Source organism: Streptomyces sp. NPDC051320, from assembly GCF_040682175.1.
GTDB lineage: Bacteria > Actinomycetota > Actinomycetes > Streptomycetales > Streptomycetaceae > Streptomyces.
In genome coordinates, this window is sequence record NZ_JBFBAL010000001.1 from 306,869 (window position 1) to 333,101 (window position 26,233).

At 70.1% G+C, this 26,233-nt stretch carries 21 protein-coding genes; 4 read left to right on the forward strand and 17 right to left on the reverse strand.

Annotated features, from left to right (window positions below):
- The 4 genes from AB0M87_RS01375 to AB0M87_RS01390 form a co-directional block, all read right to left on the reverse strand.
- Complete coding sequence (locus AB0M87_RS01375) at positions 1 to 2,238, reverse strand: UvrD-helicase domain-containing protein (RefSeq protein WP_365849860.1); 2,238 nt, start codon at positions 2,236 to 2,238, stop codon at positions 1 to 3.
- A 181-nt stretch (positions 2,239 to 2,419) separates the two neighbouring features.
- Positions 2,420 to 2,752, reverse strand: coding sequence for a thioredoxin (gene trxA, locus AB0M87_RS01380; protein ID WP_365849159.1), 333 nt, complete (start codon positions 2,750 to 2,752; stop codon positions 2,420 to 2,422).
- Positions 2,749 to 3,168 carry a MerR family transcriptional regulator gene (locus AB0M87_RS01385; RefSeq protein WP_365849160.1) on the reverse strand — a complete coding sequence of 140 codons (420 nt, stop codon included), beginning with the start codon at positions 3,166 to 3,168 and terminating at the stop codon, positions 2,749 to 2,751. Before AB0M87_RS01385 ends, trxA begins: the two co-directional genes overlap by 4 nt.
- A gap of 287 nt (positions 3,169 to 3,455) precedes the next feature.
- Positions 3,456 to 4,820, reverse strand: coding sequence for a cation:dicarboxylase symporter family transporter (locus AB0M87_RS01390; RefSeq protein WP_365849162.1), 1,365 nt, complete (start codon positions 4,818 to 4,820; stop codon positions 3,456 to 3,458).
- A gap of 146 nt (positions 4,821 to 4,966) precedes the next feature.
- On the opposite strand from AB0M87_RS01390, the gene AB0M87_RS01395 reads away from it, so the two are divergent.
- The 4 genes from AB0M87_RS01395 (at position 4,967) to AB0M87_RS01410 (ending at position 11,243) form a co-directional block, all read left to right on the forward strand.
- A complete protein-coding gene (locus tag AB0M87_RS01395) occupies positions 4,967 to 6,529 on the forward strand; it encodes an ATP-binding protein (RefSeq protein WP_365849163.1) in 1,563 nt (520 codons plus the stop codon).
- Complete coding sequence (locus AB0M87_RS01400) at positions 6,526 to 7,200, forward strand: response regulator (RefSeq protein WP_365849164.1); 675 nt, start codon at positions 6,526 to 6,528, stop codon at positions 7,198 to 7,200. The genes AB0M87_RS01395 and AB0M87_RS01400 overlap by 4 nt, the downstream gene beginning before the upstream one ends.
- Before the next feature lie 315 nt (positions 7,201 to 7,515).
- Positions 7,516 to 8,184 carry a helix-turn-helix transcriptional regulator gene (locus AB0M87_RS01405; protein WP_365849165.1) on the forward strand — a complete coding sequence of 223 codons (669 nt, stop codon included), beginning with the start codon at positions 7,516 to 7,518 and terminating at the stop codon, positions 8,182 to 8,184.
- A 632-nt stretch (positions 8,185 to 8,816) separates the two neighbouring features.
- A complete protein-coding gene (locus tag AB0M87_RS01410) occupies positions 8,817 to 11,243 on the forward strand; it encodes a PQQ-dependent sugar dehydrogenase (RefSeq protein ID WP_365849167.1) in 2,427 nt (808 codons plus the stop codon).
- Between the two features lie 196 nt (positions 11,244 to 11,439).
- Here the strand turns inward: AB0M87_RS01410 and AB0M87_RS01415 are convergent, their stop codons facing one another.
- The 13 genes from AB0M87_RS01415 to AB0M87_RS01475 form a co-directional block, all read right to left on the reverse strand.
- Positions 11,440 to 12,447 (reverse strand): sugar phosphate isomerase/epimerase family protein, encoded by a 1,008-nt coding sequence (locus tag AB0M87_RS01415; RefSeq protein ID WP_365849169.1) that lies wholly within the window; start codon positions 12,445 to 12,447, stop codon positions 11,440 to 11,442.
- 47 nt (positions 12,448 to 12,494) lie between these two features.
- Positions 12,495 to 13,892 (reverse strand): nucleotide pyrophosphatase/phosphodiesterase family protein, encoded by a 1,398-nt coding sequence (locus tag AB0M87_RS01420; protein WP_365849170.1) that lies wholly within the window; start codon positions 13,890 to 13,892, stop codon positions 12,495 to 12,497.
- Complete coding sequence (gene eboE / locus AB0M87_RS01425; protein WP_365849171.1) at positions 13,889 to 15,070, reverse strand: metabolite traffic protein EboE; 1,182 nt, start codon at positions 15,068 to 15,070, stop codon at positions 13,889 to 13,891. The genes AB0M87_RS01420 and eboE overlap by 4 nt, the downstream gene beginning before the upstream one ends.
- A gap of 1 nt (position 15,071) precedes the next feature.
- On the reverse strand, positions 15,072 to 15,959 hold the full coding sequence (locus AB0M87_RS01430) for a TatD family hydrolase (RefSeq protein ID WP_365849172.1): 888 nt from the start codon (positions 15,957 to 15,959) through the stop codon (positions 15,072 to 15,074).
- A complete protein-coding gene (locus tag AB0M87_RS01435) occupies positions 15,929 to 16,951 on the reverse strand; it encodes a sugar phosphate isomerase/epimerase family protein (protein ID WP_365849173.1) in 1,023 nt (340 codons plus the stop codon). Before AB0M87_RS01435 ends, AB0M87_RS01430 begins: the two co-directional genes overlap by 31 nt.
- Positions 16,948 to 17,841: an SCO3242 family prenyltransferase gene (locus AB0M87_RS01440; protein ID WP_365849174.1), complete on the reverse strand. Its 894-nt coding sequence runs from the start codon at positions 17,839 to 17,841 to the stop codon at positions 16,948 to 16,950. The genes AB0M87_RS01435 and AB0M87_RS01440 overlap by 4 nt, the downstream gene beginning before the upstream one ends.
- Positions 17,838 to 19,004 (reverse strand): inositol-3-phosphate synthase, encoded by a 1,167-nt coding sequence (locus AB0M87_RS01445; RefSeq protein WP_365849175.1) that lies wholly within the window; start codon positions 19,002 to 19,004, stop codon positions 17,838 to 17,840. Before AB0M87_RS01445 ends, AB0M87_RS01440 begins: the two co-directional genes overlap by 4 nt.
- A gap of 138 nt (positions 19,005 to 19,142) precedes the next feature.
- Positions 19,143 to 19,934, reverse strand: a complete 792-nt coding sequence (locus tag AB0M87_RS01450) for a ThuA domain-containing protein (protein WP_365849176.1) — start codon at positions 19,932 to 19,934, stop codon at positions 19,143 to 19,145.
- 66 nt (positions 19,935 to 20,000) lie between these two features.
- A complete protein-coding gene (locus AB0M87_RS01455; RefSeq protein ID WP_365849177.1) occupies positions 20,001 to 21,068 on the reverse strand; it encodes a substrate-binding domain-containing protein in 1,068 nt (355 codons plus the stop codon).
- 71 nt (positions 21,069 to 21,139) lie between these two features.
- Positions 21,140 to 22,132, reverse strand: coding sequence for an ABC transporter permease (locus tag AB0M87_RS01460; protein ID WP_365849862.1), 993 nt, complete (start codon positions 22,130 to 22,132; stop codon positions 21,140 to 21,142).
- 68 nt (positions 22,133 to 22,200) lie between these two features.
- Positions 22,201 to 23,712 (reverse strand): sugar ABC transporter ATP-binding protein, encoded by a 1,512-nt coding sequence (locus AB0M87_RS01465; protein WP_365849179.1) that lies wholly within the window; start codon positions 23,710 to 23,712, stop codon positions 22,201 to 22,203.
- Positions 23,713 to 24,263: 551 nt separating this feature from the next.
- Entirely contained in the window at positions 24,264 to 24,935 is a 672-nt protein-coding gene (locus AB0M87_RS01470) for an EboA domain-containing protein (protein WP_365849181.1), read from the reverse strand.
- A 53-nt stretch (positions 24,936 to 24,988) separates the two neighbouring features.
- Complete coding sequence (locus AB0M87_RS01475) at positions 24,989 to 26,209, reverse strand: Gfo/Idh/MocA family oxidoreductase (protein WP_365849183.1); 1,221 nt, start codon at positions 26,207 to 26,209, stop codon at positions 24,989 to 24,991.
- Positions 26,210 to 26,233: the final 24 nt, after the last annotated feature.

Here is a 26,233-nt window from a genome sequence, read left to right on the forward strand (position 1 = left end):
CTACGCCGCCAGACCTTCGGGCAGTTCCCCGGTGTGCACCATGCCCAGCCGCTGGGTGGCACGGGTCAGCGCCACATACAGATCGCTGGTGCCCCGCGGCGAGCCGGAAACGATCAGTTGTGGTTCGGCGACGATCACCGTGTCGAACTCGAGGCCCTTCGCCTGGCGTGCGGTGATCAGCACGACCGGGCGGGTCAGGTCCGGGGTACGGCCGTGCCCGGCATCCGGGAGGCGCGCCAGCAGCGCCGCATGGAGCTCCTGCGGTGCGATGACAGCGAGCCGACCCGGCTCCTGCGCCGCGGCGGCGACCGCTTCCGCGACCGCGCCGGGCAGATCGTCGGTGCGGCGCGTCCAGGGCTGTACTCCGGTGGACCGGACCGAACTCGGCGGCTCGAAGGCCGGGTCGCCTGCCTTCAGGAACGCCGCCGCCCGGTCCATGATCTCCACCGGGGTGCGGTAGTTGATGCCGAGCCGCACGTGCGTGTACCGGTCCTCGACGTAGGGCGCGAGGATCTCGTCCCAGGCCCCGCAGCCGCCCGGTTCGGCGGTCTGGGCCGGGTCGCCGACCAGCGTCATCGAGCGGGTCGGGGACCGGCGCATCAGCAGCCGCCACAGCATGGGGGACAGTTCCTGCGCCTCGTCCACGATGATGTGGCCGAACGCCCAGGTGCGGTCGGCCGCGGCGCGTTCGGCGGCGCTGCGCCGGTCGGTCTCCTCATGGCGTTCGGCCATCCGCTCGGCGTCGATGATGTCGTGCGCGGCCAGCACCTCGGACTCCTCGTCCTCGAACTCGTACGACTCCGAGCCGAGCGAGGTGTCCAGCACGCCCTGCGCGAACGCCACCTGCTCCTGACGGGCCGCTTCCGCGGCGGCCCGGGCCGCCGCATCGTCGTCGCCGAGCAGTTCCGCCGCCTCGTCGAGCAGCGGCACATCGGCGGGCGTCCAGTCGCCGCTCCTGCGCCGGATCGCCGCCGCATCGGCCTCGGACAGGTGGATCGGGTCGGTCAGATAGTCGGCCACCAGTTGCTGCGGGGTGAGGTGCGGCCACAACTCCTCGATGGCCGCGTGTACTTCGGGACTGGCAGCGATGGCCTTGCCCAGCTGGGCCAGGTCGTCGGGGCCCAGGAAGTTGGGTCCGCCGTAGGGGTCGGCGCCGAGCCGGTCGGCCAGCTGGGCGGTCAGATCGTCGATGACGTGGAAGGCGAAGTGCGGGCGGGCCAGGTTGTGCGGCAGCCCGGTGGCCCGGGCAGCGCTGCGGGCCGCGTCGGCGATGGTCCAGTCGAGCAGCAGGTTCCCGTCGTCGTGGGTGATCACCAGGGCCGCGCCCGGCTCCGGCGTCCGCTGGAGGTCCCGTACGAAATCGGCCAGTGCCCCGGCCATCTCCGGCCGTCCCTTGACGGCGGCCGCCTCGGGGGTGTCCGTGCCGACGGCGACGACCCCGGGGAAGAGCTCACCGGGCGTGGCGAGCAGTACGCCGGTCTCCCCGAGCGAGGGCAGCACCTCGCCGATGTAGCCGAGGAAGGCCGGGTTCGGCCCGACGATGAGCACCGCACGGCGGGCCAGCTGCTCGCGGTGTGCGTAGAGCAGATACGCGGCACGGTGCAGCGCCACCGCGGTCTTGCCGGTGCCGGGGCCGCCCTCGACGACCAGCACGCCGTGGTGCGGGGCACGGATGATCTCGTCCTGTTCGGCCTGGATGGTCTGCACGATGTCGTGCATCCGCCCGGTGCGCGCGGAGTCCAGCGCGGCGAGCAGGACGGCGTCGGCGTCCGTGCCCTCATGGCCGGTGCGCTCGGTGTCGGCGAGGTCGAGGATCTCGTCGTGCAGCGCGGTGACGGTCCGGCCGTGTGTGGTGAGGTGCCTGCGGCGGCGCAAGCCCATCGGGGAATGGCCGGTGGCGAGGTAGAAGGGCCGGGCGATGCGGGCCCGCCAGTCGATCACCAGCGGGGTGCGCTCGTCATTGTCCTCGCGCATTCCGATACGGCCGATGTGGTATTCGGTTCCGTCGGTGAAATCGACACGCCCGAAGCAGAGCCCGGACTCCACGGAATTCAGCGCGTCGAGCAGCCCGGACCGCTCGGCGACGAGCACATCACGCTCCACCCTGGCCTGACGCCCGTTACCCACTTGGGCGTACGAGCCCTGCACGGCGGCTTCCGCACGCTCCCGGAGCTCGTCCAGACGCGCGTAGAGCCGTGAGACGAATTGCTGTTCATTGCGCAACCCCTCGGTTGCCAATTCGGCCTCGGTTGACAATTCAGCTCCTGACGCGGTACGGTGTCTTCATAAAGCTTTTTCATTATTTCTGCATGCGCAGAGATATGAAGTGCCCAATATACGCGAGGAAATGCCCCGGACGTCAATTCGTCCGGGGCATTTCTTTACCGCACCGCGGCGGACCGACCGGACCGCTCCCCCGTCAGATCACTTCGTCGAGCTCCTGGAGCAGCCGCCGCTTCGGGCGGGCGCCGACCATCGACTTCACCGGCTCCCCGTCACGGAACACCATCAGCGTAGGCATCGACAGCACGCCGTACCGGATCATCACCTCCGGGTTGCTGTCCACATCCAGCTGCACGACCTTGAGCCGATCGGCCTTCTCTGCGGCGACGGCGCTGAGCACCGGCGCGAGCTGCCGGCACGGGCCGCACCAGTCGGCGGTGAACTCGACCAGGACCGGACGGTCCGCCGCCAGCACCTCGCGTGCGAAATCGGCATCCGTCACGGCGTCGATGCCGTCTGCGTGAATCATCGTGAGTCGTCCTCCCATGGGGATTCTTCGGAAAGTTCGCAGCGCGGCGCCGGACCACCCGGCAACTCCGCCTCGGCCCGCGCCAGTTCCGCCCCCACCTGGGAACGGACGCTCTGCAGCTGCCCGATCAGCGCATCGAGCTCGGACAGCTTGCGGCGGTACACGGCGAGCGAGGCCGGACACGCGTCGCCCGCCGGATGCCCGGCCCGCAGACACTCCACGAAGGGCCGGGTCTCCTCCAGCTCGAACCCGAAGTCCTGGAGGGTCCTGATCTGCTGCAGCAGCCGCAGATCGTCCTCGTCGTACGTCCGGTAGCCGTTCACCGCCCGCCGGGCGGGCAGCAGCTCCCGGGACTCGTAATAACGCAGGGTGCGGGTGGTCGTCCCGGCCCGCTCCGCCAGCTCGCCGATTCGCATGCCCCGACGGTAATCCTTGACGTCGGCGTCAAGGCAACCGCCGGACCGAGGCGATTTCCCGCATCGGCGGCTGCCCGACGGCCACTGCGGTCCGGGCAGCGCTGGACGAGCCGTGGCAGAGCTGCTTCCCGGACGACCGCGCCCGGATCCGTCAGTATGCCGCGTGGATCTCCGGGCGAGGTGGCGGCGGCCCCGCCTGACCGGGGCCCCGGCCGTACGAAGAGTGCCGGGCCCGGGGTGCCTCAGGTCTGAGGTGCCCCGGGCCCGGCAGCCCGCGTGTTCACGTGTCACACCTGAGCGACCGGCTCCTTCTCCTCGGTACGCGGCGGCGGTACCTCTTCCGGCACATCGGCGGACCCGTGGCCGTCGTCGATGAGTGTCGCCTCGTCGAAGGGGATCCGTCCGGCCAGTACCTCTGCTGCCCGCTGCTTGTCGATCTCCTTGGTCCAGGTGCTGACCAGTACCGTGGCGACCGCGTTGCCCGCGAAGTTCGTCAGCGCTCGCGCCTCGCTCATGAAGCGGTCGATGCCGACGATCAGCCCGACGCCGTCGACCAGTTCGGGCCGGTGCGACTGCAGGCCACCGGCCAACGTCGCCAGACCGGCGCCGGTCACACCCGCCGCACCCTTCGACGCGACGATCATGAAAAGCAGCAGCGAGATCTGCGCACCGATGTTGAGCGGCTTGTCCATCGCGTTCGCGACGAAGAGCGACGCCATCGTGAGATAGATCGCCGTACCGTCGAGATTGAACGAGTACCCCGTCGGGACCGTGATGCCGGCCACCGGGCGGCTCACGCCCAGGTGCTCCATCTTCGCGATCAGCCGGGCCAGCGCCGACTCGGACGAGGAGGTGGAAAGGATCAGCAGGAACTCACGGCCGAGGTACTTGAACAGCTTGAAGATGTTCATCTTCGCGATCAGTCGCAGCAGCGTGCCGAGGACGATGAAGACGAAGAGAGCACAGGTCACGTAGAAGCCGATCATGATGACCGCCAGCGACTTGAGCGCGTCCACGCCCGTCTCACCGACCACCGCCGCCATCGCGCCGAAGGCACCGATCGGGGCCACCCACATGATCATGGCGAGAACACGGAACACCAGTCGCTGGATGTGCTCGATGCCGCGCAGCACCGGCGCAGCCGCCGGGCCGATCGCCTGCAGCGCGAATCCGCAGAGCAGCGCGATCAGCAGGGTCTGGAGCACCTGACCGGAAGTGAAGCCGGAGACCATCGTGGTCGGGATGATGCCGAGCAGGAAGTCCACGGTCGACGCGCTCTCACCGCCGGCCTGCGCCGCGCCCGTGTGCCGTACGGCCTCGGTCAGGTGCAGACCGGATCCCGGCTCCAGCACGTTTCCGACCACCAGGCCGATGGCGAGCGCCACCGTCGACATGATCATGAAGTAGCCGAGCGCCAGTCCACCGACCGCGCCGACCTTCGCCGCCTTACGGACCGAGCCGACGCCGAGCACGATCGAGCAGAAGATGATCGGCGAGATCATCATCTTGATCAGGTTGACGAACCCGGTACCCAGCGGCTTGAACTCAACGGCCACGCCCGGCGCCGCGAAGCCCAGCACGATACCGAGTATGACGGCACCAATCACAGCAAAATATAGGTAATGCGTACGGTCCCGCTTCTTTGCCGACACGTTTCCTCCTCGTCACGTCCAGCTGCACGCCCCGGCCCACGTCCCTGACAAACCGGCGGATCCCCGCGACTATCCAACAGCCTGTGACGCCGGTCACCCTTAAGTTCATTTCGTTCACCCCACGACCACAGGGCACACTTTCAGCCATGCAGATACCCCGGCCCCGCAGCCTCGCCGGCCAGCTCTTCGCGATGCAGGTCGTGCTGGTAACTGTCCTGGTGGCCGGGTGCGCGGTGTTCAGCTACGTCTCGGACCACCGCCAGGCCCAGGCCGCCGCACTGCGCCAGGCGACGGCGACCGCCCAGGCGGTGGCACTCTCGCCCTCCGTGCAGCAGGCCACCCTGGCCGCCGACCCGACGGCCACCCTGCAGCCCTACGCGGTGAAGGTGCAGCAGTCCAGCGGGATGGCCTTCGTGACGATCATGGACACGCACGGAATCCGCTGGACCCACCCGCACCCGTCCCGGATCGGAGAGCACTATCTCGGCCATATCGGGGCCGCGCTGCGGGGTGCGACGTACAGCGAGACCTACACCGGCACCCTCGGCCCGTCCGCCCGGGTCGTGACCCCCATCCACGCCGACCACCGGATCACCGGTCTGGTCAGCGCGGGGATCACCGTCGAACGGATCGACGCCCAGCTCCAGCAGCAGGTGAGCGTGTTGCTGTGGTTCGCCGCCCTGGCCCTCGCGCTCGGCGGCCTCGGCACCTATGTCATCAACGCCCGGCTCCGCAGGCACACGCACGGCATGAACCCGGAAGAGCTGAGCCGGATGCACGACTACCACCAGGCCACCCTGCATGCCGTGCGGGAGGGGCTGCTGATGCTGGACAGCGGGCGCCGGGTCGTCCTGCTCAACGACGGCGGCCGGGAACTCCTGGGCCTCGACGAGAACGCGGTGGGCCGCAGCGCCGCCGAACTCGGGCTGCCCGCTCCGCTCACCGGCGCCCTGCTGGCCGACGGCCCCCGGGTGGACGAGGTGCACCTCACCGCCGAGCGAGTGGTGGTCCTCAACACCCGGCCGGTCTCCAGCGGCGAGCACCGCGGGACGGTGGTCACCCTGCGCGACCACACGGAACTACAGGCGCTGTCCGGGGAGCTGGACTCCGAGCGCGGCTTCACCCAGGCACTGCGCGCCCAGGCGCACGAGGCGGCCAACCGGCTGCACACCGTGGTCTCGCTGATCGAGCTGGACCGGGTGCCGGAGGCCGTGGAATTCGCCACCGCCGAGCTGGAGCTCGCGCAGACCCTCACCGACCACGTGGTGGGCGCGGTGGACGAGCCGGTGCTCGCCGCGCTACTGCTCGGCAAGGCCGCGCAGGCGAACGAACGGGGCGTCGAGCTGGTGCTGGCCGAGGAGAGCGTCATCGACGAGGGCCTGCTGCCCGCCCGCGATCTCGTCACCATCCTCGGCAACCTCGTCGACAACGCGGTCGACGCGGCGCAGGGCAGCGACGGCGCCCGGGTCACCGTCACCGTGCGGGCGGCCGACGGCGAACTGCTCATCAAGGTGCGGGACACCGGCCCCGGGGTCGGCGCCGACGCGGCCGAGGACGTCTTCCGGTTCGGCTGGTCGACGAAGAGCGCCGGCCACGGCCTCGGACTCGCCCTCGTCAAGCAGGCCGTACAGCGCCGTGGCGGTACGGTCACCGTGTCCGGCGCGGAGTTCGTCGTCAGGCTCCCGATCCGGCAGGAGGCAACGGCGTGATCAGAGTGCTGGTCGTCGAGGACGACAGGGTCGCCGCGGACGCCCACGAGCTGTACGTGGGCAGGGTCCCCGGATTCACGGTGGCCGCCAAGGTGTACTCGCGGGCCGAGGCGGTACGCGTCCTGGACCGTACGCCGGTCGATCTGCTGCTGCTCGATCTGCACCTTCCGGACGGCCACGGCCTCCAGTTGGTCCGCTCCCTGCGCACCGCCGGACACCACGCCGACGTCATCGCCGTCACCTCGGCCCGTGATCTGGCGGTGGTCCGCGAAGGGGTGTCGCTGGGCGTCGTCCAGTACGTCCTGAAGCCCTTCACCTTCGCCACCCTCCGCGACCGTCTCGTCCGGTACGCCGACTTCCGCGGCGCCGCGGCGGGCGAGGCGAGCGGACAGGACGAGGTGGACCGCGCTCTGGCCACCCTGCGCTCGCCGGAGCCGTCCGCGCTGCCCAAGGGGCTCAGCGCACCGACGCTGGAAGCGGTGATCCGTACGCTGCGGGCGGCCACCGAGGGAGTCACCGCGACCGGGACGGGCGCCGAGGTCGGCATCTCGCGGATCACCGCGCGGCGCTATCTGGAGCATCTGGTCACCACCGGACGGGCCGTCCGCCGCCCGCAGTACGGGCAGATCGGGCGGCCGGAGCTGCAGTACCGCTGGCTGAGCCACCGGTAGCGGCGCACCACCCGCACGTCCTCGAGCAAGCAGCCGGCCAACGCAACGCGGTTGGCGTTGCGAAGGGCCGGCCCGGCCGGTAGAACATGGGTGGCTCCGACGGTGTGTGCGGTGTGGGCCGCAGGCGACACAGCGGACCCGGCTGGAGGTCGCGCGGCGGGCTCCGTCCCGGAGACCGGTGGGGCCACGGTGGGCCGTAACAGAAACGTGGATGCTGGGCGGGGTGGTCACGGGTGACCTCACGATGTGGACACATCGTGAGACGGTGTGAACAAACGGTATCCACCGGACGGGGAAGACCCTTATCTTGTGCCCGTGCACCAGACCCCACCCTTCGATGCCTCCGCCGCGCGCCGTCTGCGTGAAGCGCTCGGCATGGCTCCCGGCCATGTCGCCTACGGCCTCCGCGCCCAGTACGGCCTGTCGGCCACACCGGACCTGGTGGCCGCCTGGGAGCGCGGCCTGCAGTCCCCGACCTCCCGGGAGCTGACCGCACTGGCCGGTGTGCTGTGGTGCTCCCCCGGCGAACTCCTGGTCGCCGCCACGACCCTGCGTGAGCACCGGCTCGCTCACGGCCTGGCCCCGGAGGACCTGGCGCGGCAGGTGGGCATGGACGTGCCCGCGTACCTGAAGATGGAGGAGTCGGGGCGTTGGCGCGGCAACGAGCGCCAGTCGCTGGCGCTCACCGAGGCGCTCTCGCTGACCCCGGCCGAGTTCCTGACGGCGACCGGCCGCGACGGCGAGCTGGCCGACGCACTGCGCCGCGCGGTAACCACCCGCTGGCAGGCCCATGTACGCGCCATGGCCAAGCTGGTGCCGCTGCCCCGACCGCAGATCGAGGGCGCCCTGGAGCAGCTGCACTCCGACTACCAGGCGCAGATGGTGGCCACGCTCAGCTGGGGGTCGAGCGGGGGGTCCGGCGACGCGGGGCGCGCGTTCCTCGAGGGGATCGTGCCGCGGTTCTGGGCGCTCGCGCAGGGCTGAAGCAGGGCCGAGCGGGGCTGAGCGTGCAGAGCCGTCCGGAGAGCGGCTGAGCCGAGTTGTCGAAGGTGCGGAAAGGCACCACGTACCCGACGGCCACCCGCAGGGCGTCGCGCGTGGTTCACATCCTGGTGCCACATGCTCACGATCACTCCTTGTCCGGAGCACTGATCAGAGGTGGGCGCGGCCTCCTCACGCGGCGCCTCGCCACGCGATGTTGCCTCGTCGCGCCGAAACAGTAGAAGGGCCCGGCCGAGCTGTCCATGGTTCGGCCTGAATTTTCTCATCTTTATCCTCAAGTGACCAAAAGATAGGCTCACTTCTGGGGAATTGTTGCTCGAACTGAGCAGTAGCCCTTGCCAGTGACCCCGGAGCGCGCCACGCTTGCGACGCTCCGTCATGAACCGGAGCCGCTCGCGTTCTCCGGGTGCCGCACTCCCGGCCTCCCGCAAGGCGCGATCACCGGTTGCCGCCCAGCAGCCGGGCCGCCGGACGCGAGCGTCATCGGTCCGCCGCACAGCGCAAGCGACAGTCCGCCACCCGCCGCCCCGACTTCGGATCCGGACGGCCTTCAGAGAGGCAGACAGCACGTGCATATACCTTTGACCCGGTTCCTCACCGCCACGTTGGGCACCATGCTCAGCGTCGGGGTGGCGATAGCGGGACCGACGTCCGCGTCCGCGCGGACGCAGGCACACACAGAACCGGCGGCGGCAGCCGCCACGGCCACCGCAGACTTCCAGCAGGTAACCCTCGCCAAGGGCCCCGACCAGGTCGGCGAGCCCATGGGGCTCGCCGTGCTCCCCGACGGCAGTGTCCTGCACAGCTCCCGCGACGGCGTCATCTACGACACGACGCTCGACGGCCTCACGAACGTGGCGGCGAAGCTCGACGTGTACACCCACGACGAGGACGGTCTGCAGACCATCGCGCTCGACCCCAACTTCAAGCACAACCACTGGGTCTACGCGTACTACGCGCCGAAGCTCGACACACCCACCACCGACGCCCCCGACTGGGGGACCGCGGCGGAACTCGCCCCCTTCAAGGGGCACAACCAGCTCTCGCGCTTCACGTACAGCAACGGGAAGCTCGACCTGTCGAGCGAGCAGAAGATCATGCAGGTGGACACCGAGCGCGGTCAGTGCTGCCACGTCGCCGGAGACATGCACTTCGATGCCAAGGGCAATCTGCTGCTGGCCACGGGCGGCGACACCAACCCGTTCGACTCCGACGGCTACAGCCCCATCGACTCGCGCTCGGGCCGTAACCCCACCTACGACGAGCAGCGGGCGGCGGCGAACACCAACGACCTGCGCGGCAAACTGCTGCGGATCAAGGTCAAGGGCAACGGCACTTACACCGTCCCCAAGGGGAACCTGTTCCCGAAGAGGACCGCGAAGACTCGTCCCGAGATCTACGCGATGGGCTTCCGCAACCCCTTCCGGTTCTCCATCGACCAGAAGACCGGCGTGGTCTACCTGGCCGACTACGGGCCGGACGCCGGCAGCCCCGACCCACTGCGCGGGCCGGAGAACACCGTTGAGTACAACCGGATCACCAAGCCCGGCAACTTCGGCTGGCCGTACTGCATCGGCGACAACACGCCGTACATTCAGTACGACTTCGCCACCGGCACGTCGGGGCAGCCCTTCGACTGCGCGCACCCGGTGAACGACTCGCCCAACAACACCGGCCTGACGGACCTGCCGCCGGCCCAGCCGGCCTGGATCTGGAACCACTACGCCGGCAACACGCAGTTCCCCCAGCTGGGCGGCCAGGGTGCGCCGATGGCCGGGCCGGTGTACCACTACGACGCGAAGCTGGACTCGCAGGTCAAGTTCCCCCAGAGCTACGACAACAAGTTCTTCGCCTACGAGTTCAGCCAGCACTGGATCAAGCCGATCACGTCCGACAGCAAGGGCGACATCCAGTCCATTGACACCCTGACCACCGGTAGCGACTGGGCCCACCTCGTCGAGCCGATCGACACCGAGTTCGGCCCGGACGGCTCCCTGTACGTGCTCGACTACGGCAGCGCCTGGTTCGGCGGTTCACTCGACGCCGGCCTCTACAAGATCGAGTACGCACCGGGCAACAAGGCGCCGACCGCCGCCATCACCACGGACGTCACCTCGGGCAAGAGCCCGCTGACCGTCGGGTTCGACGGCTCCGGCTCCACCGATCCGGAGAAGGACACACTCACCTACGCGTGGGACTTCGACAACGACGGCACGGTCGACTCCACGAGTGCCACCCCGTCCTACACGTACAGCGCCGACGGCCAGTACCACGCCAAGCTCACCGTGACCGACCCGAGCGGCAGAACGGGCGTCGCGGCCGTCCTCATCACCGTGGGGAACACGGCACCCGTCCTGGAGTTCTCCTCCCCGCCGAACGGTCTGACCTTCAAGGACGGGGACCAGGTCGGGTGGAAGGTCGATGTGACCGACCCGGACGGCACGCCGGTGGACTGCTCCAAGGTGCAGGTAAACTACTCCTTGGGCCACGAGGAGCACTCCCACAACCTCTCGCAGCAGAGCGGCTGCAGCGGTACGTTCAGCATGACCACCGCGGGCCACACCGATGCCGACAACTTCTACGGCATCTTCTCGGCCACCTACACGGACACCTCGCCGACCGCCGGGGTGCCCGACCTCACCGGCACGACGCAGATCATCCTTCAGCCCAAGGCCAAGCAGGCTGAGTTCTACCGCTCCCAGTCCGGCGTCCGGACCAGCGCGGACGCCAACGCCCAGGGCGCGGAAGCGGTCACCTCCATCAACAACGGTGACTGGATCGAGTTCGACCCGTACGACCTTCAGGGCGTGAGCGCCATCGACTTCCGGGCTGCCTCGGCCGGCTCGGGGGGCACCATCGAGGTGCACGCCGATTCACCGACCGGTCCCCTGCTGGGCTCCGCCGCCGTCGGCGCCACATCCGGCGCCTACACCACGGTGAGCGCACCGGTGAAGGACCCGGGCGGGACGCACAAGCTGTACATGGTCTTCACCGGTGGCAGTGGTGACCTGTTCAGCCTCGACGCCCTCACCCTGGGCTGACCAGCACCGGCTCGTCCCCGCTCCGCGGCGCCGTCCCCGACGGCTCCGCGGAGCACTGACGTGCCGGGGAAGCGTGCCAGTCCGGGGAAGCGTGCCAGGCCGGAGCCGGGCACACGGACGGACTCCCCGGGTGGTGCTCCCCGGGGAGTCACGGTGTTTCAGCAGGCCGGGCGATGGCCGCGGCGTCCTGCGGGTGTCAGTCGCCGGAACCGAACGCGGCGTCGAAGGCCTGGCGGGGCGGTTCGATGGCGGTGAGCCCGCGGACGAAGGCCAGCGCGTCCGGACCGCCGACCAACCGGTCCATTCCCGCGTCCTCCCACTCGACCGAGATCGGGCCCTCATACTCGATCGCGTTCAGCATCCGGAAGCAAGCCTCCCACGGGACGTTCCCATGGCCCGTGGAGACGAAGTCCCAGCCGCGGCGCGGGTCCGCCCACGGCAGATGAGAACCCAGCCGTCCGTTGCGCCCGTTGAGCTGCTTGACCGACTCCTTGCAGTCCACGTGGTAGATCCGGTCCCGGAAGTCCCACAGGAAGCCCACCGGATCCAGGTCCTGCCACACGAAGTGGGACGGATCGAAGTTGAGTCCGAACGCCTCCCGGTGCCCGATCGCCTCCAGCGTGCGTACCGTCGTCCAGTAGTCATAGGCGATCTCGGACGGATGCACCTCGTGGGCGAAGCGCACCCCGACCTCGTCGAAGACGTCGAGGATCGGGTTCCACCGCTCCGCGAAGTCGGCGTATCCGCGTTCGATCATCTCCGGCGGCACCGGCGGGAACATCGCCACCATGTGCCAGATCGAGGAGCCCGTGAACCCCACCACGGTCTTCACTCCGAAGGCCGCAGCCGCGCGAGCCGTGTCCTTCACCTCCTCAGCGGCGCGCCGGCGTACCCCTTCGGGCTGACCGTCACCCCAGACGCGGGCCGGCAGAATGCGCCGGTGGCGCTCGTCGATGGGGTGGTCGCACACAGCTTGGCCGGTCAGGTGGCAGGAAAGCGTCCAGCACCGCAGGCGGTACTTCTCCAGCAGGGCTTGCTTGCGCGGTATGTAGGTGTCGTCCGCCAGAGCCTTGTCGACCTCGAAGTGGTCACCCCAGCAGGCGATTTCCAACCCGTCGTATCCCCACTTCGACGCCAGTCGGCAGACCTCCTCGAAGGGTAGGTCCGCCCACTGGCCGGTGAACAGGGTGACCGGGCGTGGCATAGGTCCTCCAAACGTGGTGCGGATACGGTGCGTTGGCAGGGAGTGAGTCAGCGGGGCCCGGGTGCGCTCTCCGGGAGACCGGCGAGACGCAGCAGCAGGTCCTTCACCTCGGTCGCGGCGTAGCGCTCGCGCGCCTCGCCCGGGCGCGAGCAGAGCAGGACCGGCCCGTCCTCGGGACGGTCGGGCAGCCGGCCGTGGCTGCCGCGCACCGGCGTGGGGTCCAGCGGGACGACGCTCATCCGGTAGCGCATGCCGAGCTTCTTGCGGGCCAGCGCCACTGCGGCCCGCAGCTTGACCCGCGGATCCTCGGGGTCCATGAACAACTCGGCCGGGTCGTAGCCGGGTTTGCGGTGGATCTCCACGAGCCGGGCGAAGTCCGGGGCCCGGGCGTCGTCGAGCCAGTAGTAGTAGGTGAACCAGGCGTCCTGGTCGGCGACCGCGACCAGGTCCCCGGCGCGGGCGTGGTCGATGCCGTAGTCCTTCTTGCCCTGCTCGTCGAGTACCTCCGCCACGCCGTCGGTGCCGGAGAGCAGTTCCCGGACGCGGTCGGTGTCGGCGGGATCGGCCACGTAGACGTGCGCGACCTGGTGGTCGGCGACCGCGAAGGCGGCCGACGTCCACGGGTCCAGGTACTCCATTCCGTCCTGTGTGTACACGTTCAGCAGCCCGGCGCGGCGCAGTACCCGGTTGACGTCCACCGCCCGGGAAACCCCGGTGATGCCGTACTCCGAGAGTGCCACCACGGTGACCCCGCGGGCGGCGGCGTCGTCCAGGAGTGGGCCGAGGACCCGGTCCACCTCGGCCGCCGCCGCGAGGGCGCGCGGATCGTCGGGGCCGAAACGCTGCAGGTCGTAGTCGAGGTGCGGGACGTAGGCAAGTGTGAGATCGGGCGCATGGGTGGCCAGCATGTGGCGGGTCGCGTCGACGATCCATCGGGAGGAGGCGATCGAGGCCGTCGGCCCCCAGTAGGTGAACAGCGGGAACGTACCGAGTTTGCCGGTGAGTTCGGCGTGCAGGCTCGGCGGATGTGCGTAGCAGTCGGGTTCCTTGCGGCCGTCCGCGTAGTAGACCGGCCGGGGAGTGACGGTGAAGTCGACGTCGGCTCCCATGGCGTACCACCAGCAGATGTTGGCGACCCGGTACCCGGGCTGCGACCGCCGGGCCGCCTCCCAGAGCTTTTCACCGCCGACCAGTGCGTTGTGCTGGCGCCACAGGAAGACTTCGCCGAGTTCCCGGAAGTACCAGCCGTTGCCGACGATCCCGTGCCCGGTCGCCGGCTGCCCGGTGAGCAGCGTGGACTGCACCGTGCAGGTGACGGCGGGGAAGGAGGTGTCGAGCCGGGAGGTGAAGCCCGCGTCGCCCACCGCGCGCAGTCGGGGCATGTGGGCCAGCAGGCGGGGGGTCAGTCCCACCACGTCGATGACGAGCAGGGGGTCGGCACTCATCCTGCGGTCTCCTTCAGTCCGAGGTCCAGCAGGTGGTCACGGGTGAACGCCAGTTCGGCGGCGATCCCGTCAGCGAGGGCGCCGGGCGTCCGGGGCCGACGGTCGGCCGGCAGCACGCCCCAGGTGTAGGTCTCGGTCTCCACATGCGCGGTGCGGGCGCGCTCCCCGCCGAAGAGTGCGGCGAGTGTGGCCCGGAGCACGGGGCGGGTGGTGCGCAGCGGCGGAGCGGGGTCGGTGTGCAGCGGCACGTGGAAGTGGACCCGCCAAGGGTTCCGGCCGGGCAGCCGCCCGGCCAGCGCCTCGTCCAGGTCGTCGACCGCCTGCGGGGGCCCGGCCGCGTCCGGTCCGCCGGGCTCGCGGACCTGGTGCAGGAAGCGTTCCTCCGTGAACGCCGTCAGTGCCGCCCGCGTCGCCGGGTCCGACGGGTCGTCGGCCTGCAGCGCGCAGGAGGCCTGGGTCTTCACGACCGTGAGTCCCGCCGCGTCCAGGCGGGCGAGCGCGGCGGCCGGCTCCTCGAAACCGACCGCGAGGTGGCAGCCGTCCAGGCAGACTCCGATGCGGTCGGTGTCGACGCCGGAGAGGTGCTGGGCGGCCTGTTCGGTGCTTTCCACGACACAGCCCGGTTCCGGTTCCAGGGCGACGCGGATCGTACGGCCCGTCTCGTCGGCGATGGCGGCCAGACCCGCGGCGAGTTCGTCCAGTCGGCGCGCGGCGGTTTCCGCGCGGCCCGGCGGCCAGGGCGTGCGCCAGCCCAGCGGCAGCGTGGAGATGCTGCCGTACGCGACGCCGGCGGGCAGCAGGGCGGCCAGGATGCGGGCGAGGTCGAGGGTGTAGCGCACCCGGTCGGGCGAACTCCAGTCGGGCCGGTAGACGGCGCGTTTGACGACAGGAGCGTGAAATCCGCGGTACGGAAAGCCGTTGAGCGTGACCACCTCCAAGCCCCGGGCCGTCAGTTCGGCGCGCAGTCTGCCCACCGCGGACGGGTCTGCCGCGAGGGCGGTGGCGGCCTCGTGCGCGAGCCACAGGCCGAGGCCGAGGACCGGAACGCCGAGCCGCTCGCGTACCGGCTCGGCGTAGCGGCCGAGCTGTGCCAGCACACCGTCGAGGTCCTCGGCCGGATGCACGTTGGTGCAGTACGCGATATGGACGGGGGTGCCATCGGGATGGAGCAGCCGCACGTTACGCCTCCCCCCGGACACCGCGGAGCACGGAGTTGCCCGCGAACGTGGCGCCGGCCGGGGCGGGTTCGGTCTCCACGCCGAGCGGGACGGGCGAGTCGAGTTCCAGTCGGCCGCTCTGCGCGTAGAAGGCGACCGGGTTGCGCCAGACGACCTGGTCCACATCGTCGGACGAGAAGCCGGCGGCGATCATCGCCTCGGCGGTCCTCCGGGTCTTCAGCGGATCGCTGCGCCCCCAGTCCGCGGCCGAGTTGACCAGCACCCGCTCGGTGCCGAACTCCCGGAGAATGCGCACCATGCGCTGCTCGTCCATCTTGGTGTCGGGGTAGATGGAAAACCCCATCCAGCAGCCGGCCTCAGCCACCTGAGCGGCGGTCAGCTCGTTGAGATGGTCGACGGCCACCCGTTCGGGGGCGATGCCGGACTCCCTGACCACGTCCAGCGTGCGTCCGGTTCCCGCCGCCTTGTCCCGGTGCGGTGTGTGGACCAGTGCCGGCAGACCATGGGCGATCGCCAGCTGCAGCTGGACGGCGAACGCCTCGTCCTCCTCGGGCGTCATCGAGTCGTACCCGATCTCACCGACAGCGACCACCCCGTCCTTGGCCAGGTACCGCGGCAGGTGCTCCAGCACCTCCGCGCAGCGCGGATCGTTGGCCTCCTTCGGGTTCAGCGCGAGGGTGCAGTGATGGCGTATGCCGAACTGGGCCGCGCGGAACGGCTCCCAGCCGATGAGGGAGTCGAAGTAGTCCAGGAAGCTGCCCACCGACGTGCGCGGCTGCCCCAGCCAGAACGCCGGCTCCACCAGAGCGCGCACCCCGGCGGCGTACATCGCCTGATAGTCGTCGGTGGTGCGCGAGGTCATGTGGATGTGGGGGTCGAAGATGCGCATGCAGCCTCCTCGGAGCTGGGATGGTCGTCGGCCGATGCGGACGGGCCGGGTGCGGCCGCCGGGTCCGCGGTGTCCGGGCGGGGTCCGTACTCGGACGAGCGCAGGAAGTCCAGTGAACGGCGGGCCACACCCGGGGCGTCGTGGCTGTGCCGGGGCAGTTCCACCGCGACCAGCCCGGCGTAGCCCACCTGGGCGAGCGCGGCCAGGACCGGCGGGAAGTCGATCTCGCCGCTGCCGAACTCCAGGTGCTCGTGCGTGCCACGGCGCATGTCGTCGATCTGCACGTTCACCAGTCGGTCCTTGCTGCGGCGCACGCAGTCGGCCACCGAGTACGGCTCCAGGCAGCGGCAGTGGCCGATGTCCAGGGTCAGACCGAAAGCGGCCGGGTGGCCGAGCGCGGCAGCGAGTTGCTCGTAGCCGTGGAGATTCTCGACCAGCATCCCCGGCTCCGGTTCGAAACCGAGGACGACGCCGGCCGTCTGCGCCGCCGCCACCACGTGGGCGCAGCCGTCGACCAGCCGGTCCCAGGCGGTCCGGGTGGGGACCGCAGGCGGTTTGACACCGCTCCAGAACGAGACCGCCTGTGCACCGAGGCCCGCGCCGATCTCCACCGCCCGGCGCAGGAAGTCCACCCGGCGCGGTCGGCCGTCGGTCGAGAGCAGGGTGGGTTCGTGCTTGTGCCAGGGGTCGAGCAGATAACGTGCGCCGGTCTCCACGATCACGGTCAGACCCAGTTCGTCCAGCCGGTGGCCAAGGGTCGCCACCCGGGCCGCCATGTCGGGGGCGTACGGATCGAGATGGTGGTGATCGAGGGTGAGCGCCACGCCGTCGTAACCCAGGTCGGCGATGACGGCCAGTGCGTCACCGAGACGGTGGTTGGCGAAGCCGTTGGTGCCGAAGCCGTAGCGCAGGGCCGGGATGCTCGCCGCACTCGGGCCGGCGGTAGTCGGACCGGCCGCGCCGCCGGTGGCGCCCGGGGAAGCGTCTCTCATGTCGGTGACACCCGCCTGGACAGCGCGCGGGCCACCGGAAAGGCGGCGGCCACCGGCAGCGCGGACCGCAGTGCCCCCGCGCCCGCGGTGAGCGCGGCCTGCAGCGGGATCAGGCCGAGGATGCCCGCGCCGACGGCGCGCCGCACCTGCCGGGGTGCGGGGTCGCCGACCGCCCGCAGCTGGGCTCGGCCGACGGTGGTCCCGTACACGGCGAGGGCGCTCGCGGCGGCCGAGCGATGCCACCGGTTCCCGCCCCGGCCGACCGCTCCGGAGGCCCGTCCCGCCGCGAGCACCACTCCCCCGGTGGCGGCCACCATGGTTCCGGCCAGCCGGGGGTCGGCGCCGGTCACCTCCGTGCGGCTGAGCACGGTGACGGCCAGCGTGTGGGCGGCCACGGTGGCCGCCGCCGGCAGCGCGCTGCGCAGCCGGCCGGTTCCCGCACCGAGCAGGACGTCGAGGCCGCGGGCCGCGGCCATCACCGCCGGGCCCGCCGGGCCGGACTTGGCGCGCAGGTCGTAGTACCAGACGGTGGCCGCCAGCGGCCCGGCGATCGCCAGCGCCCTGGGCCCCCCACTGACGACGGCCAGTCCCAGCGATGCGGCGGTCAGGGAGCCGGCGACGCCCAGGGCGACGGCCGAACCCACCCGGCCGGACGGGATCGGCCGCTCCGGACGCTCGACGGCGTCCAGCTCACGGTCGGCCCAGTCGTTGAGGGCCATCCCGGCCCAGTACAGGCAGACGGAGGAGGCGGTGAGGCCGGCCACGGAGCGGGTGAGCGGTCGGTGCGCAGCGGCCGCTCCGGCCAGTACGTCCCCCGGCACGCTGAGCGCCGCCGGTGCGCGTATCAGCTCCAGCAGCGCCCGCGTTGTCCCGGCCGCGGAGGTGCTCATCGGTGCTCTCCGAGGCGGGCGGCGAAAGCGCGCAGGGTCTCGTACTGGCGCATCACACCGTGTTCCGTGGCGCCGACCGGGTCCTTGAAGAAGTACGCCAGCTCGGCGATGGGGCCACGGACGCCTCGCTCGTGAGCCCGCGCCATCAGCCGGGCCAGGTCGAGAACCAACGGGGCGGCCAGAGCCGAGTCGCAGCCGGCCCAGGTGAACTGCAGGGTCATCCGCACGCCGAGGAAACCCTCGAAGGCCACATGGTCCCAGGCCGTCTTCCAGTCGCCCAGCGACGGGACGTTGTCGATGTGCACGTCGCCCTCGACCGGGTGCCCCAGCGTCTCGGTCAGCACGCGCTGCTTGGACGCGGTCTTGCTGGCCATCGCCGCCGGATCGGCCAGGGTCTCGCCGTCGCCGCCACCGAGCAGGTTCGTGCCGGACCAGGCCCGCACATCCAGGCCGCGCGAGGCGAACATCGGTCCCAGTGTGGCCTTCAGCAGGGTCTCACCGGTCTTGCCGTCGCTGCCCGCGTAAGGCAGACCCGCGGCAGCGGCCAACTCGGCCAGCGCCGGAATCCGCATGCCGGTAGAAGGGGTGAAATCGACATAGGGACATCCCGCGGACAGCGCGGCGTAGGCGTAGAGCGAGCTGGACGGCAGTACGTCCTGTCCTTCAGCCAGCGCGGCGCGCAGTGCTCGGACCGATGCGTGGGCGGGGTGCGCCTCGGCGACCGGTTCGGTCGAGGAGATGTTGACCACGACTACCCGCGCCAGGCCGTGCCGCTCGCGGAAGGCGGTGATGTCCGCCTCCACTGCCTCGGCCGCCTCGGACTGCCGGCGACCTCGCCCGGGGAGGACGGCGGGGCGTATCTCGGCGTCGGCTGCGACCAGGTCGTCGTGGACGGCAGCCGGAAGTCCGTGCGGCAGGACCCCCGCCTCGACCAGCTGCTCGGCCCTTTTGGGCAACGGCGTGCAGGAGAGATCGTGCCCGCCGAAGAACAGGTCGGCCGGGCGCGGCAGTCCGGCGTCCGGGAACCCCGGCTGCTCGGTCACACACCCGACCGGCCCGGCCAGGCCGGCCCGTAGCGCGGCCGTGCCCGCGATCACCGTGGTGGCCACCGATCCGCGGCCGCCCACCAGCCACACTCCCGTACGGTTGCTGTGTTCATCCATGTCCGTCACCTCCGTCGTACGACGCGGCTCGCCTTGGTCCGCGCCGTGCCCCGCTGTGCATGTGCCTGGCGTCGTTGTCGTCCCCGTGGGAATCCGGGCGGGCGAGCGGTGAGGCGGCCCGGGGTTTCCCCGACCCGGTCACTCCGTGTCGGCGGGGTCGCAGTTGAACTTCGCCGCACCTGCCGTCATCTCGATCCCGCCGAGGATGTGTGACAGGAAGGCCGGATCGGTGTAGCTCTCCGACGTGTGCCCCAGACCGGTGTAGAAGGCCCTCCCCCCGTCATAGGGGTGGCACCAGGAAATGGGGTGGTCGTCGCCCATCGATCCGCCGGTGTAGCCGATCGGGTTGTAGGTGCTCTCATCCACCGTGGCCAGCACCCGGACGTTCTGCCGGGGGTTGGACCGGTAGTTGTACCACTCGTCGGTACGAACCCAGCGGTTCGGCAGTCCTCTGGTCGCCGGGGTGCCCTGGCCGATGACGTTCACCGTGGCCTGCTGAATCGCCGGGTGGTCCTGGAAGTACGCACCGACCAGGTTCCCGTACCACGCCCACGTGTAGCCGGAGTCGGCAGCAGCGTGGATACCGGTGAACCCGCCACCGTGCTCGATGTAGCGCTGGAAGGCGTCCTTCTCCGACTGCTGGTCGAGCGGATCACCCGTGGTGGACAGGAACACGACCGTCCGGTACTTGGCCAGGGTGGCGTCGTTGAACTGGGCGGCATCCTCGGTCACATCGACGGCGAAGCCGTGCTCCTGGCCCAGCTTCTCGATCGCTGCGGTCCCGTCCGGGATCGAGTCGTGCCGGAAACCCGTGGTCTTGGAGAAGACCAGCACCCGGAAGGCCGGAGTGCCGGCGTGCGCGGTGGCGGCTGCCAGGGGCAGCGCCAGAGCGGCCACTGACAGGAGAGCTGCGAGACGTGTACGGATCATTCGGTCTGCCTCCTTGATGGTGTCCCGGCATGCGTCCGGGAAGGGAAAGCGCGCTCGAACGGCACGTCAGCTGAAGGCACCCGGCAGATACTGGTCGACGTTGTCCTTGGTGACGATGGCGGAGAACAACGTGACCGAGGACGGCAGGTCCTGTCCGACCAGGTCGCCCATGGCCTTCTGCTGGGCGATCAGCCTCGCGAGCCGGATCGCCGAAGCCGACATGTTCGACGGGTAGACGACCGTGGCCTTGAGCACCGCGCTGCCCGTCTTGATCTCCTGCATCGCGTGCTTGGAACCGGCACCGCCGACCATGAAGAACTCGCTGCGGCCGGCCTGCTTGATCGCGGCTTCCACCCCGATCCCCTGGTCGTCGTCGTGATTCCACACCGCGTCCAGGTGCGAGCGCGCCTGGAGTACGTTGCTCATGACCTGATGGCCGGAGTCGGCGGTGAAGTCGGCCGCCTGCCGGACCCCCACGGAGAAGCCGTACTTGGCCAGGCCGGCCTTGAAGCCCGTACTGCGTTGCTTGGTGAGTTCCAGGTTGTCGATGCCTGCGATCTCACCGATCACCGGTGAGTGGACGCCCTTGGCCTTGAGCGTCCTGCCGATGTACAGGCCGGCGTTGAGACCCATGCCGTAGTTGTCGCCACCGATCCAGGTCCGGTAGGCGAGCGGTGTGTCGAAGGCGCGGTCGACGTTGACCACCGGGATGCCGGCGTCCATCGCCTGCTGACCGACGGAGGTCAACGCCTTGCCGTCGAAGGGCAGGATGACCAGGACGTCGACCTTCTTGCCGATGAGCGTCTGCACCTGACTGATCTGCGCGTTGACGTCGTTGGTGCCTTCCACGGCTTCGATGGAGACATCGGCGTACTGATCGGCCTGCGCTCTGGCGTTCTTCGTGATGGCCGACATCCAGCCGTGGTCGGCTGCCGGGGCCGAGAAGCCGATGGTCACGTGCTTGCCCGGCTTGTCGTTGCCGGCGCCCGCCTTACCCGCGGACGTGACGTCAGCGGTGGAGGTGTTCGGGGCCTCGTTGCTCGTGCAGCCGGCCAGCAGGGCGCCGCTGCCGATCGCGGCGCCTCCGACGAGGAAGCGTCTGCGGCCCACCGTGGTGTGTTCGGACTCTGACATCTCACTGTTCCTTCCATCGAGCCGTGTGCGTGCGCCGCGTGGCGCCGGGGCGAAGCTTTCCGGGAGCGGCCCTAGGTGGCCGCGGCCCGGCCGCGCCGCTGGATCAGCACCGCGGCGACGATGATCACGCCTTTGGCGATCTGCTGGATGTCGGTCGTCAGGTTGTTGAGCACGAAGATGTTGGTGATCGTCGTGAAGACCAGCACGCCGAGAATCGAGCCGATGAGCGAGCCGCGGCCACCGGTGAGCAGCGTGCCGCCGATGATGACCGCCGCGATCGAGTCGAGTTCGTAGAGGTTGCCGAGGTTGCTCGCGCCCGAGGTGGTCCGCGCGGTGAGCATGACCGCGGCGATGCCGCAGCAGACGCCCGAGAGCACATAGAGCAGGGCGGTGTGGCGGCGCACGTCGAGGCCGGCGAGGCGTGCGGCCTCCGGGTTGCCGCCGATCGCGTACGTCCGGCGGCCGAAGGTGGTCCGGTTGAGCAGCACCCAGCCGGCGATCACGACCACCGCCAGGATGTACACCAGGAGCGGTACGTTGAGGAATCTGATGGACGCGATCTGGTTGAACGGTTCTACCGTGACCAACTGTGACTGCCGGTCCGAGATGCGTTCGGCCAGCCCGCGCGCACTGGCCATCATCGCGATCGTGGTGATGAAGGCGACCACCCGCCCGTAAGCGATGATCAGGCCGTTGACCAGCCCGACCACCCCTCCGACGAGAACGGCGCACAACAGCATGCCGCCGAGTCCGAAGGACTGGGTGGCCACCGTGGTGCACCACACCGACCCCAGCGCCACGATGGCCCCCACGGACAAGTCGATGCCGCCGCCGATGATGACGAATGTCTGCCCGACCGTGATGACCCCGACGACCGCGGCACTGGTGAGGATCACCAGCACGTTCTGGCTCGTCGCGAAATTGCTGGACGTCGCAGCGCCGACGACGCACAGGATGACCAGCACCGCGAACAGGCCGAGGTTGCGCACCTGGCCCACCCGGCCGAGCGCGGACGCCCCGCGACTGCTCTTCCGGGGCGGCCCCGGGTTCGTCCGCTGTACCACTTCGGCGGGCGATCGATCGGCGATCGCCGGCGTAGGGGCGGCCTCGGCGGGGGGCCGCGTTTGCTCATTCACACCGCACTTCCTTCCATCACCAGGTCGAGGACTTGCGATTCGTCGATGTCCCGGGCGTCGGCTTCGTGCACCACGCGCCCTTCGCGTATGACGAGGACGCGATCTGCCATGCCGAGCACTTCGGGGACCTCGCTCGACACAAGAACCACGCCCACCCCCGAGTCGGCGAGCTCTCGGATGAGTGCGTACAGCTCGGCCCGTGCTCCCACGTCCACCCCCCGGGTCGGCTCGTCGAGCAGCAGGAGCCGGCAGTCGGTGAGCAGCCACCGTGCGAGCACGGCTTTCTGCTGGTTGCCGCCGGAAAGCGTGCGCACGGAACGGGTGACGTCGATCGGTCTCAGATCCAGTCGGCGTACGGCCTCGGTTGCCGCCGCACGTTCGGCTCGGGCGTCGACGAACCCGGCGCGGGCGAACCGCCGCAGCGAGGACATCGAGACGTTGCGGACGATGGAGTCCCACATGAAGAGCGCTTGGCTTTTGCGTTCCTCCGGTGCGAGCCCGATTCCGGCCCGTACCGCGGCGCCGACGCTGCCGGGACGCAGCGCCGAGCCTGCGAACCGTATGCGGCCGGAGACCGGTCTGCGCGCCCCGTAGACCGTCTCGAGGATTTCCGAACGGCCGGAGCCCACCAGGCCCGCCAGGCCGACGATCTCGCCGGTGCGCACGGTGAACGAGATGTCATGGAACTCGTCGGGCCGGCCGATCCCTTCGGCCTCCAGCAGCACCGGGCGCTCATCCGCGTCCGCACGGACCGGTCGCGGCGGGAACGCGTACTCGACGTCGCGGCCCGTCATGAGCGCTACCAACTCAGCGGTCGGCGTGGTCCGAGCAGCCAGCCCGGCGGCGACCGTACGGCCTTCCTTGAGCACGGTGACCCGGTCACCGATCTCCCGGATCTCCTCCATCCGGTGGGAGATGTAGACCACCGCGACTCCCTCGGCGGTCAGGTCGCGGATGACCCGGAACAGGTTCGCGACCTCGTTGTGGGCCAGGACGGCGGACGGTTCGTCCATGACGATCAGCCGGGCGTCGTGGGAGAGGGCGCGGGCCATGCTCACGACCTGCTTACCGGCCGCGGACAGGCTTCCCACCTCGGACGTGACCGGGATGTCGGCGTGCCCCAGGCGGCCGAGCAGCTGACGGGCGGCCGTACGCATCTGTCCCCGCTGGGTGAACCCCAGGCGGGCCTGCTCGTGCCCCAGGTAGATGTTCTCCGCCACCGACAGACCGTCGACGAGGTCGAGTTCCTGGTAGATGGTCGCTATCCCGAGGTGGGTGGCCGCTGTGGGTGCGGAGAGCGCGATCGGCTCCCCCTGCCAGACGACGCGACCGGCATCGGGCTGGTGCGCACCGGCCAGCACCTTGATCAACGTCGACTTGCCGGCGCCGTTCTGACCCAGCAGGCAGTGCACTTCCCCCGCGACTACATCGAGGTCCACGCCGTCGAGGGCCCTGACCCCCGGGAATTCCTTGACGACGCCTTGCATCTCCAGCAACGGGCCACTCATCGGCTTCCCTCAGTCTCGGTACGGTGATGTCCTGCTGCCGACGACTCGCCGGCTGTCGATGCCACCGGTCCACGGACCGGCGGGCAGGCCGGTCCGTCGGACTGCGGCTTGTCCGCACACTCCTCGGAAATAAGTACGCCGCCCGGGACTTGCCGTGGCGCACCCTTTTTCGTAAGTCCGACGAACAAATTAGTGACGGGCATCGGCGGGGTCAATATGTCGTCAGTAAGCTTTTTTTCAAGCCGCTTTGATGCGCCGTCAGCACTCGTTCTACCTGCCTGGTGGGCGATTGCAGCCGACACTCGATTCCGGACGTCGAAAGGCATGGACCAGCGCACTCGCGCCGATCCGCCCTTTTTCGCCCCTCGCCGACAGCCGCGTATGCCTTTCCTTTGACGCCGTGTTCCGACTGCGCGGGACGACAATCCGCCGGGTAATGCGTTATCTGCGGGTAATTCCCCGGAGCCCTGGCGTGAGTAAGGGAACGCGGGCCTCTATGAGTACCCGAAGTGCCGCTCCGCTATTTCCTTGCCGTGCGCACCCCGCCGCCATCAACGCTCGGGCAGCAGGGCGAGGATCAGGTCGACGTCCGCGGGGACATCGCGCCCGGCGGCCGTACGTTCGCGCGCGTAATCCGCGAGCATCCTTCCGAGCTCGGCGTCGGCCCGTGCGGCAAGGCCGGCCACCGCACGCACCGGAACACCGGTGAAGACGCATTTGAGGACGGCATGCCGCCAGGCGTGGTCGCCCAGGTGGCGAGCGGCGTACGGACCGAGGGCGGCGGCGACGAGGCGGGTGTCGTTCGTACGCAACGCGTCCTCCAGCAGCGGCACGGCTTCCGCGCCCACCGGAAGGTACGGCAGCGCCCGCAGCACGGCACGGCGTTCGGCCGCATCCCCGCGCCGGTAGAGACGCTCGGCGCCGGCCGCATCGACGCGCGCTTCGTGGAGGAGCAGACAACGGGTCGCGTCGTCAACGGTCCAGCCGGCCAACGGATCGGGCAGTGGAGCGCGGCCGCACACCCGCCCGGCGGCGGCCAGCGCCTGTTCCAGGGACAGTGGGGTTTCCGAGCCGGTCGCGGAGGCCGGCCCACTGGGACGTCGTACGACGGCGAGGGCCGCTTCCAGCCAGGCGCGGGCGACCGGGGCCGCGCGGGCGTCGAGGGCGGCCCGCAGGGTGGCGATGGCGGGAAGGTCTTGGGTGGTCGGCGCGTCGGTGGGCACGGGGCGGCTCCTTGCGCGGGTCGGTAGGGACGGGGATGAAGCCCGGCCCGGGATCAGGCCGGGGCCGCTTCCGCGACGACAGCGGGCTGTTGAACGGAGGTCCAGGCACTGCCGGCCGCGGCACTGCTTTCGACCGCGGCGATGACGCGCTGCACTTGCAGCCCGTCCTCGAAGGACGGCACGGGATCCTGGCCCGCGGCGATCGCGTGCACCAGGTCCCGGATCTGATGCACGAAGGTGTGCTCGTATCCGAGCACGTGCCCCGGCGGCCACCACGCCTCCAGGTAGGGGTGTTTCGGCTCGGTGACCAGGATGCGGCGGAAGCCGGCGGCCTCAGCGGGTTCGCTCGCATCGTAGAACTCCAACTCATTCAGTCGTTGCAAGTCGAAGGCGAGGCTGCCGTGTTCACCGTTGAGCTCGATCCGCAGCACGTTCTTGCGGCCCGTCGCGAACCGGGTGGCTTCGAAGGAGGCCACGGCACCACTCGCGAAGCGGCCGTTGAACAGCGCGGCGTCGTCCACCGTGACCACGCCCCGCGGCACGCCGGCTGTCGAGTTCCCTGCCAGGTCACCGGCGGTCACGGGCAGCGGCCGGGAGCGTACGAAGGTCTCGGTGAGCGCGGTCACCCCCGTCAGCCGCTCTCCGGCCAGGTACTGCGCGAGGTCCACGATGTGCGCCCCCAGATCGCCGAGCGCGCCCGATCCGGCGTGCTCCTGCTGCAACCGCCAGACCAGGGGGAAGTCCGGATCGACGATCCAGTCCTGCAGGTACTGCGCGCGTACGTGCCGCAGGGCACCGAGCCGCCCTTCGGCGACCAGTTGGCGGGCCAGCGTAAGGGCGGGCGTACGACGGTAGTTGAAGCCGACCATGGAGCGGATTCCGCGTTGCGCGGCGCGGGCAGCCGCCTGCGCCATCGCCTCGGCCTCCTCGACGGTGTTGGCCAGCGGCTTCTCGCAGAGCACGTGCTTGCCGGCCTCCAAAGCCGCGACAGCGATCTCCGCGTGGCTGGCGCCAGGGGTGCAGATATCGATCAACTGCACGTCGGGCCGGGCGATCAGGGCGCGCCAGTCGGTCTCGGCGGCGGCCCATCCATGGCCGTGGGCGGCCCGCCGGACGCCTTCTGGATCCCGACCGCATACGGCGGCCATGACCGGACGCATCGGCAGGTCGAAGACCCGGCCTGCCGTGCGCCAGGCCTGGGAGTGCGCTGCGCCCATGAAGGCGTACCCGACCATGCCCACCCCGAGCGGGGCTGCGCTGTGCTGACTGTCCATGAGGCTCCTCGTCCTGCGGCGGTG

Excerpts from the sequence above, each read along its gene's own strand:
- trxA (WP_365849159.1), bottom strand. The coding sequence starts at position 2,752 with ATGATTCACGCAGACGGCATCGACGCCGTGACGGATGCCGATTTCGCA.
- AB0M87_RS01385 (WP_365849160.1), bottom strand. The coding sequence starts at position 3,168 with ATGCGAATCGGCGAGCTGGCGGAGCGGGCCGGGACGACCACCCGCACC.
- AB0M87_RS01395 (WP_365849163.1), top strand. The coding sequence starts at position 4,967 with ATGCAGATACCCCGGCCCCGCAGCCTCGCCGGCCAGCTCTTCGCGATG.
- AB0M87_RS01410 (WP_365849167.1), top strand. The coding sequence starts at position 8,817 with ATGCTCAGCGTCGGGGTGGCGATAGCGGGACCGACGTCCGCGTCCGCG.
- AB0M87_RS01415 (WP_365849169.1), bottom strand. The coding sequence starts at position 12,447 with ATGCCACGCCCGGTCACCCTGTTCACCGGCCAGTGGGCGGACCTACCC.
- AB0M87_RS01420 (WP_365849170.1), bottom strand. The coding sequence starts at position 13,892 with ATGAGTGCCGACCCCCTGCTCGTCATCGACGTGGTGGGACTGACCCCC.
- AB0M87_RS01430 (WP_365849172.1), bottom strand. The coding sequence starts at position 15,959 with ATGCGCATCTTCGACCCCCACATCCACATGACCTCGCGCACCACCGAC.
- AB0M87_RS01435 (WP_365849173.1), bottom strand. The coding sequence starts at position 16,951 with ATGAGAGACGCTTCCCCGGGCGCCACCGGCGGCGCGGCCGGTCCGACT.
- AB0M87_RS01440 (WP_365849174.1), bottom strand. The coding sequence starts at position 17,841 with ATGAGCACCTCCGCGGCCGGGACAACGCGGGCGCTGCTGGAGCTGATA.
- AB0M87_RS01445 (WP_365849175.1), bottom strand. The coding sequence starts at position 19,004 with ATGGATGAACACAGCAACCGTACGGGAGTGTGGCTGGTGGGCGGCCGC.
- AB0M87_RS01450 (WP_365849176.1), bottom strand. The coding sequence starts at position 19,934 with ATGATCCGTACACGTCTCGCAGCTCTCCTGTCAGTGGCCGCTCTGGCG.
- AB0M87_RS01455 (WP_365849177.1), bottom strand. The coding sequence starts at position 21,068 with ATGTCAGAGTCCGAACACACCACGGTGGGCCGCAGACGCTTCCTCGTC.
- AB0M87_RS01465 (WP_365849179.1), bottom strand. The coding sequence starts at position 23,712 with ATGAGTGGCCCGTTGCTGGAGATGCAAGGCGTCGTCAAGGAATTCCCG.
- AB0M87_RS01475 (WP_365849183.1), bottom strand. The coding sequence starts at position 26,209 with ATGGACAGTCAGCACAGCGCAGCCCCGCTCGGGGTGGGCATGGTCGGG.